The following is a 7,282-nucleotide window of genomic DNA, read 5'->3' on the forward strand; positions in this document are numbered from 1 at the left end:
TCGGCGCGGTGTTTCAGGTCGTCCGCATTGGCCCGGTGCATTCTTCGGCCGAATTCCGCACTAACGCCGGGCACTAACCCGCAGGGCCCTGCCTAACGCACCAAAGTGCGCAGCAGCCGGGCACTTTGCCGGACGGACAACCCGGGAAGGTACGCGCGGCTCAGGGCCCGGCCCATCGCCGGCAATTGCAACGGATCCTGGTAGTAGAGGTACAGCGTGCGGTAGTCCGGTTTGAAACGCGACTTGAAGGTCGCCAGCGAGCGGAAGCCGTAGACGGGTTCCAGGGCCCTGCCCACCACGTCCAGGATCCCGGCCAGCCCCTCCGGCCCGGCGTCGCTGCCGCCGGAATCGCTGCCGGAGTCGCTGCCCGAGTCGCTGGCGCCGGCAATGTCTCCGTCACGGTCCTTCGCCAGCGGCGATCCGGACAGGGAGATCACCTCAACCGTGCGCTTGAGTTCCAGCACGGCGGAAGCAATGAGGAACTCCATGACACCAGGGAACGCGTCGCCGCGCCGGCGCATGAAGTCCAGGGTCCAGCTCACGAGCTGTCCGTGCTCGTACACCGGCAGCCAGCTCGTAACGCCCTGCACGCGTCCGGAGGCGTCCACCGCCAGGCAGCACAGCACCTCGTCGTCGTCGAGCTCGTCGATGCTGCCGAGCGTGAAGCCCATCTCCGGCACGTGCTTTTGCGCCGCCCATTCTTCGGAGACCTCGCTGAGCTGGGTCCGCAGCGGGGCCGGGAATTCGCTGTAGCGCCCCCATACGGCCTGGACACCGGTCTTCGCGGCACGGTTCAGGGCGGTGCGGACGTTTTGCCATTCCTTGCCTTTGAACTCGAGTTCGCGCACGGCGAGCCTGGTTTCCTGGGCCACGGCCACGCGGCGGAATCCGCGGGCCCGGAGCATCGGCCAGAGTTCGGCGGTGCAGGAGTAGAAACACGGGATCAGGGCGTGTTCGGCGCAGTAGCGCATGAAACCCGCTGCGGTCTCCTCGCGGAGGGCAGCGGATCCGAACGGGCCCGCCAGCGTCAGGGCCACGTTGCCGTGCTGCTGATAGGCCACGCCGCCGCGCCGGTCCGGCGTAAACCAGTATTTGTTCGGTTCCCAGAGGGCCATCCAGGACAGTGAGTCCCCGCCTTGGCGGATCAGGTCACGGGCCGTGTCCCGGTCCCCGGAGCCGACGTCGGTGCTGTGTCCGGTACCGTGCAGCCGCCGCCGCAGCACCAGCCAGACCGCCGCCAGGGCCACCCCCCAGAAGATGATGCCGGCATAGGCGAACAGAAATGACTCGACGGCGTTGCGGTTCTGGAACAACCGGCTGTAGGCGCCCGGAATGGGCAGCGGCAGGTACTGCCGGGCGAGTTCCGCCGCGAGGCCCAGCACTCCCCCGTCGCGGTCGATCCCGCCGGCGGCGAGCCAGGCCACCGAATAGGCCCCGGCGAGCACCAGCCACGTGCCCCCGACCACGATGCCCAGAGTCCGCCTGGCCCGCGGAGCAGTCTCCACCCTGAACTGTCGGCGGTTAAGCCAGAGCAGCACAACGAGCAGCAACGGAACGGCCACGAGCGGCAGGACGCGGACGAAGCCTGAGCCCATCACGGCCGTGTGCGGCTGGCTGGCGTAGTGCGGAATCCGGGCGAACAGGGCCAGGTACACGGCGGCCAGGGCTGTCACGCCGAGCTGGACGATGATCGCGATGCGCAGGGCCAGGCGGCGGCCCTGCCGCATGCCGTCCGCACAGATCAGCAGCAGGATCACCGGGACAACCGCCAGCGCGAGGCCCAGCGGACCGGCGAGTCCGGCGCGGCCGGCCTCCAGGCAGCTGACGTCCACCGTGCCGCCGCAGTTTTCCTCCAGCTGGCCCAGTGTGGGCAGCGGGTTCAGCACGACGTCGCGCAACAGGGCCAGGGGCCCGGTGGGGCTGCTGACGGCGGCCGTGAGGATCGGCCCCACCGCGAAGATCGCGACCGTGAGCGCCAGCAGGTTGCGTGTCTCGCGTCCGGTTGAACGGTGCCGGTGCAGGGTCCCCCGGTCGCCCTGGATCCACCAGCCCGCGGCCAGGCCGGCAAGGGCACCGGCGAGCCCAACCACTGTCTCCGGATGCCCGACGTAGAGCACCAGCAGCAGGGACGCGGACAGGCCGGCGGTCCGCAGCCTGCGTTGCCACAGCGTGGGAAGCAGGCCGCTGGCGGCCAGGGCCACGGCCAGGACGGCGGCGTAGGGGCCGATCAGCCGGGCGTTGACCATGAGCCCCAGCCAGCCGTCGCCAATGTACCGGGCCAGCTGGGTGACCAGCAGGAACACCGTCACCGCAGCGAACTGGCCTACAAAGAAGAATACGGCCGTCCGCAGGGTCCCCAGATGCCGTTCAGCGAGTCCCAGCAGCAGGAGGATCATCAGTGATGCGGTCAGGTAGGCCAGCAGGTTGGTGGCGAAGAACAGCGAGGTGAACAAGGACCACCAGTGCCCCGCCTTCAGCCCCGAAGCGTTGACGGACGCTACGGGCAAGAGGGCGCCGGGCGGGCCAGACAGGAAGCTGCCCGTGACGGCCCCGACACCGAGGAAGGCCGCGAGGACCGCCAGCGTGAAGGGTACGGCACGGAAGTGCGCCAGCGTCCGGCGCAGGCCCTGGCGCCAGACACCCTGCAGCGGCGGGATCTCCGGGCCCGGGCCCGCCGCGGTCCGGTTACTGCCGGTCTTGGCCTGGCTCATGGCTCGATCCCCCAGCGTCGGGCCAGGAAGTCCAGGCCGCCGGGAAGGCCGCCGGATGCCACGTCCCAGGAGTGCCCCGCGTTGGCGATCCGGTGTGTTTCGACGCTGAACCCGGCCCGGCGTGCCGCCTCGGAGAGCGCGTCCATGTGGCCGGTGAACTGCGGGTCGCGGTCTCCGGCGGCGAAATACACGCCGTGGCCGTCGAAGCGGTGTTCCGCCATGACGCGCAGCGGGGTCAGCTGGTCGAAGGCCGCGGCGTCGGCGCCGAAGGAGGCCTCAATGGTCTTGGCCCGCACCTTCGCGAGGGCAGGCTCCTCCTCGCTGGAGAAGGCCAGCGCGGCGCTGTAGACGTCCGGATGCCTCGTGACCATCTGCATGGCGCACGTGCCGCCAAAGGAGAAGCCGCCCGCGGCCCACTGGCGGGGATCCGGGTCGACGTCGAGCGTGCGCTTGATCCAGTCCGGCACGTCCCGCGCCAGGAAGGTGTCCGCCTGGGCAATCCGGCTGTCCATGCACAGCGTGTTTCCCGCGGCCGAGCCATTGGGATCGACCACCACCGTTACCGGCGCCACCCCGGCGTGCTCCGCGGCGAACCGGTCGAGCCGGCTCCGGAGTGCGCCGCCGGTCAGCCAGTCGGCAGGACCTCCCGGCTGGCCGGAAAAGAGGACCAGCACCGGCAGCGCGGGCCGGGGGGAACCCAGGTAGGCCGGAGGGAGATAGACGTAGGCGTCCCGGCTCTGGAAGCCGGAGACGGTGCCCGGGATGACCGCCTTGCGGATGACGCCGTCGGGAAGGTGGGCGGGCGCCTGCCAGTGGGCGAGCCCGGTGGCGGCAGGGGCGCCGGCGGCGCGCGTCAGGCCGGCCTCGAGCGGCTGGATCCGGGCTGCGGCCGCTCCGGTGAGGTCGCCGACAGTGTGGTTCAGGCCGAAGTAAATGTTGATCTGAACGGCGGACAGAGCGACGACGGCCAGGAAAGCCGCCGTGGCTGCTGCGCTCGAACGCCAGCGGCGGCTACGGCTCGGATTAGTGCCGGTCGGATTAGTGCCGGGCCGTCCGCGGCCCCAGAGCCCAAGCAGGCGCATGAACCACAGCAGCAGGGCGAAGACGCCGGCAACGGACCAGGCGAGGGTTTCCCCCGGCAGTTCGGCAGGGAAGACATTGACGGCGTAGAGCAGGAACCAGTGCACGGCAGCGACGAGCGCCGCGGCGAGCAGGGTCATGGCAGCCGCGACGGCCACGGCCGCGCCGGGCTCGCGGCGGCCGGTGCGCCCAAAACCCGTGCGCGCAAAACCCGTGTGCCGGAGGGCAACGTGGGTCAGGAGGTAGGCCAGGCCCGCCGCGGCGGCGGCCCACACGAGCCACACCACCGGCCCGTCGACCAGGCTCAGGCCATCGAGGTAGTCCACCGGGGCTAGCGCCAGGTGCCGACGCCGATGACGGGTCCGGCCTCAAGCCAGGATGACAACCCTGTGTAGGCATCAAATCGCATGGCCAGCAGGACCTGCTGGCCCTCGTAGCGGAGCTCCACGATAACGGCGTCGGGCTGGACCTTGAGGAGCTCGGATTCGGTCGGCTTCCGCCGGCCAAGCAGCTCCAGTGAGCTACGCCGGAAGGTGTGCTTGGGGCGGACGCTGAGTGAGACCAGGCGGAACCATTCGAGGTCGTTGTCCTGATAACGACAAACCCCCATCTGCCAGCTGTTTCCAGCCGTGCAGATGGAGGCGTCCACCGTGCCAAGGGCGCGCCGCAGATTGAAGCGGCGCACCCCCGAAAGGCACAGTGCAAATACCAGCAACGCAAACGCAGTTGCCAGGACGATGAACGGCAAACCAATATCGTTCATCAAGGTCGTGCTAGCGGATCCCCGCAGTAGCCGCTTCGCCCATTTGGGCGTTGTCAGCAACAATGACCACCCTGTTGTTGTCGACAGAGAAGAATCCCCCGTCAACGACTACAGCGATGCGGTCACCGGATACCGGCTCGATTGCCAGCTCACCTTCGGCCAGAATCGCCAGCAGGGGCGAGTGGCCGGGCAGGATTCCGATTTCACCATCGCTGGTGCGGGCCTTGACCATCTTGGCCGCTCCGGACCACACAAAGTGGTCCGCTGCGACAATCTCAACCTCAAGCTCAGCCATATTACTTGGTCTGTTCCTGGATCTTGGCCCACTGGCGCTCGACGTCGTCCAGGCCGCCGACGTTGAAGAACGCCTGCTCTGCAACGTGGTCAAGGTCGCCGTCGCAGATAGCGGTGAAGCCTTCAACAGTGTCCTTGATGGACACGGTGGAGCCCTCGACGCCGGTGAACTGCTTGGCGGTGTAGGTGTTCTGCGAGAGGAACTGCTGGATGCGCCGTGCACGCGACACGACGATCTTGTCTTCTTCAGAGAGTTCGTCAACGCCGAGGATGGCGATGATGTCCTGAAGTTCCTTGTTCTTCTGCAGGATCTGCTTGACGCGGACGGCCGTGTTGTAGTGGTCGTGGCCGATGTACTGCGGATCCAGGATGCGGGAGGTCGACGTCAGCGGGTCAACGGCCGGGTACAGACCACGGGAAGCGATTTCACGGGAAAGTTCCGTGGTCGCGTCGAGGTGTGCGAAGGTCGTGGCCGGAGCCGGGTCGGTGTAGTCATCTGCGGGAACGTAGATGGCCTGCATCGAGGTGATGGAGTGGCCCTTGGTGGACGTGATGCGCTCCTGGAGGAGGCCCATCTCGTCAGCCAGGTTGGGCTGGTAGCCCACGGCCGACGGCATGCGGCCGAGGAGGGTGGAAACCTCGGAGCCTGCCTGGGTGAAGCGGAAGATGTTGTCGATGAAGAGCAGCACGTCCTGGTTCTGCACATCGCGGAAGTACTCCGCCATGGTCAGGGCGGACAGTGCAACGCGCAGACGCGTTCCCGGCGGCTCGTCCATCTGGCCGAACACAAGGGCGGTGTCCTTGAGGACGCCGGCCTCTTCCATTTCGACCCAGAGGTCGTTACCTTCACGGGTACGCTCGCCGACACCGGCGAACACCGAGGTGCCGCCGAAGTTGCGGGCAACACGGGTGATCATTTCCTGGATCAGCACGGTCTTGCCGACGCCGGCACCACCGAACAGGCCGATCTTGCCACCCTTGATGTACGGGGTGAGGAGGTCGATCACCTTGATGCCGGTTTCCAGCATCTCGGTGGAGCCTTCCAGGGTCGCGAAGGCCGGAGCCTTGCGGTGGATAGGCCAGCGTTCGCTGATCTGGAGTTCGGACTCGGCAACGTCGAGGGGCTGGCCCAGCACGTTGAAGATGTGGCCCTTGACGCCGTCGCCCACGGGCACGGAGATCGGGGCACCGGTGTCCACCACGTTGGTACCGCGGACAAGTCCGTCGGTGGCCTGGAGGGAGATGGCACGGATCAGGTTGTCACCCAGGTGCAGGGCAACCTCGAACGTGATGGTTCGGGTCTCACCGTTGAGAGTGATCTCGGTGGTGAGTGCGTTGTAAATCGAGGGGATTGCGTCAGCCGGGAATTCGACGTCGACAACCGGGCCAATAACACGTGCAATACGACCGGTAGCACCGGACGTTGCGGCTACGTGATCGGTAGCAGTGGCAGTCATCTCTCTCACTTCACTCAGTAGATGGCGTGGGGTTAAGTTTATCTTTTGGTGCAGGTACAGCTGGATCCGGGCTCGTGCTGGCTAGGACGCGGACAACGCGTCGGCACCGGCAACGATTTCGGAAAGCTCCTGCGTAATTTCAGCCTGACGGGCAGTGTTGCGCAGACGCGTGTACTTCTTGATGAGATCCGTCGCGTTGTCGCCGGCGGACTTCATCGCACGCTGGCGGGCTGCGAGCTCGGAAGCTGCTGCCTGCAACATGGCGGCGAAGATACGTGATTCGATGTAGCGCGGCAGCAGGGCATCGAGAACCTGCTCCGTTTCCGGCTCGAATTCGTAGAGGGGCAGCAGGTCCGATTCGGACGCGGCTTTCTCTTCGACAACCTCGAGCGGCAGCAGACGGACGACCGTCGGCTCCTGGGTCACCATCGACTTGAAGCGGGTGTAGACGACGTGGATTTCGTCGACGCCGCCCTCTTCGTAGGCGTTAGCGAATTCGGCCAGCAGTGCTTCACTGACTTCGCGCGCGGTCGCAAACTCCGGTGCATCCGTGTTGCCGGTCCATACGCGAGCGTATTCACGGTTCCGGAAGTCGAAGTACGCCTGCGCCTTGCGGCCGACCAGGAACGTCTTGACTTCCTTGCCTTCCCCGTGGAGCAGCTCGTTGAGGCCTTCGGCCTGCTTGAGGACACTCGCCGAGTAAGATCCCGCGAGGCCACGGTCCGAGGTGATGACCAGGACGGCGGCCCGGCGGATCTGCGCCGGCTCGGTGACCAGCGGGTGGTCGATTTCGCTCTGGCTTGCGACAGCAGAAACGGCACGCGTGATCGCGTTCGCGTAAGGCAGTGAAGCTGCTACGCGTGCGCGGGCCTTGCCGATGCGCGAGGTAGCGATCAGTTCCATCGCCTTGAAGATCTTGCGCATCGACGTCGTCGAGCTGATCTTCTGGCGGTAGACCCGGATCTGGGCTCCCATAC

6 protein-coding genes are annotated in these 7,282 nt (G+C 66.8%); all 6 read right to left on the reverse strand.

Features of this window, described 5'->3' with window-relative positions; all coding sequences use genetic code 11:
* Nucleotides 1-92: 92 nt before the first annotated feature.
* Complete coding sequence (locus tag AC1D1W_RS08115) at nt 93-2,711, reverse strand: bifunctional lysylphosphatidylglycerol flippase/synthetase MprF (RefSeq protein WP_476943395.1); 2,619 nt, start codon at nt 2,709-2,711, stop codon at nt 93-95.
* The gene (locus AC1D1W_RS08120; protein ID WP_476943396.1) at nt 2,708-4,117 is read right to left on the reverse strand and encodes an alpha/beta hydrolase; all 1,410 of its coding nucleotides are present in this window, start codon (nt 4,115-4,117) and stop codon (nt 2,708-2,710) included. The genes AC1D1W_RS08115 and AC1D1W_RS08120 overlap by 4 nt, the downstream gene beginning before the upstream one ends.
* 5 nt (nt 4,118-4,122) lie before the next feature.
* Nucleotides 4,123-4,554: a DUF2550 domain-containing protein gene (locus AC1D1W_RS08125; RefSeq protein ID WP_028276062.1), complete on the reverse strand. Its 432-nt coding sequence runs from the start codon at nt 4,552-4,554 to the stop codon at nt 4,123-4,125.
* Between the two features lie 10 nt (nt 4,555-4,564).
* Nucleotides 4,565-4,849: a F0F1 ATP synthase subunit epsilon gene (locus tag AC1D1W_RS08130; RefSeq protein ID WP_018775711.1), complete on the reverse strand. Its 285-nt coding sequence runs from the start codon at nt 4,847-4,849 to the stop codon at nt 4,565-4,567.
* A gap of 1 nt (nt 4,850) precedes the next feature.
* The gene (gene atpD, locus AC1D1W_RS08135; RefSeq protein WP_018775710.1) at nt 4,851-6,305 is read right to left on the reverse strand and encodes a F0F1 ATP synthase subunit beta; all 1,455 of its coding nucleotides are present in this window, start codon (nt 6,303-6,305) and stop codon (nt 4,851-4,853) included.
* A gap of 81 nt (nt 6,306-6,386) precedes the next feature.
* Nucleotides 6,387-7,280 (reverse strand): F0F1 ATP synthase subunit gamma, encoded by an 894-nt coding sequence (locus tag AC1D1W_RS08140; protein WP_028276063.1) that lies wholly within the window; start codon nt 7,278-7,280, stop codon nt 6,387-6,389.
* Between the last annotated feature and the right edge of the window lie 2 nt (nt 7,281-7,282).

It is taken from the genome of Arthrobacter sp. P1_B4, assembly GCF_056406555.1.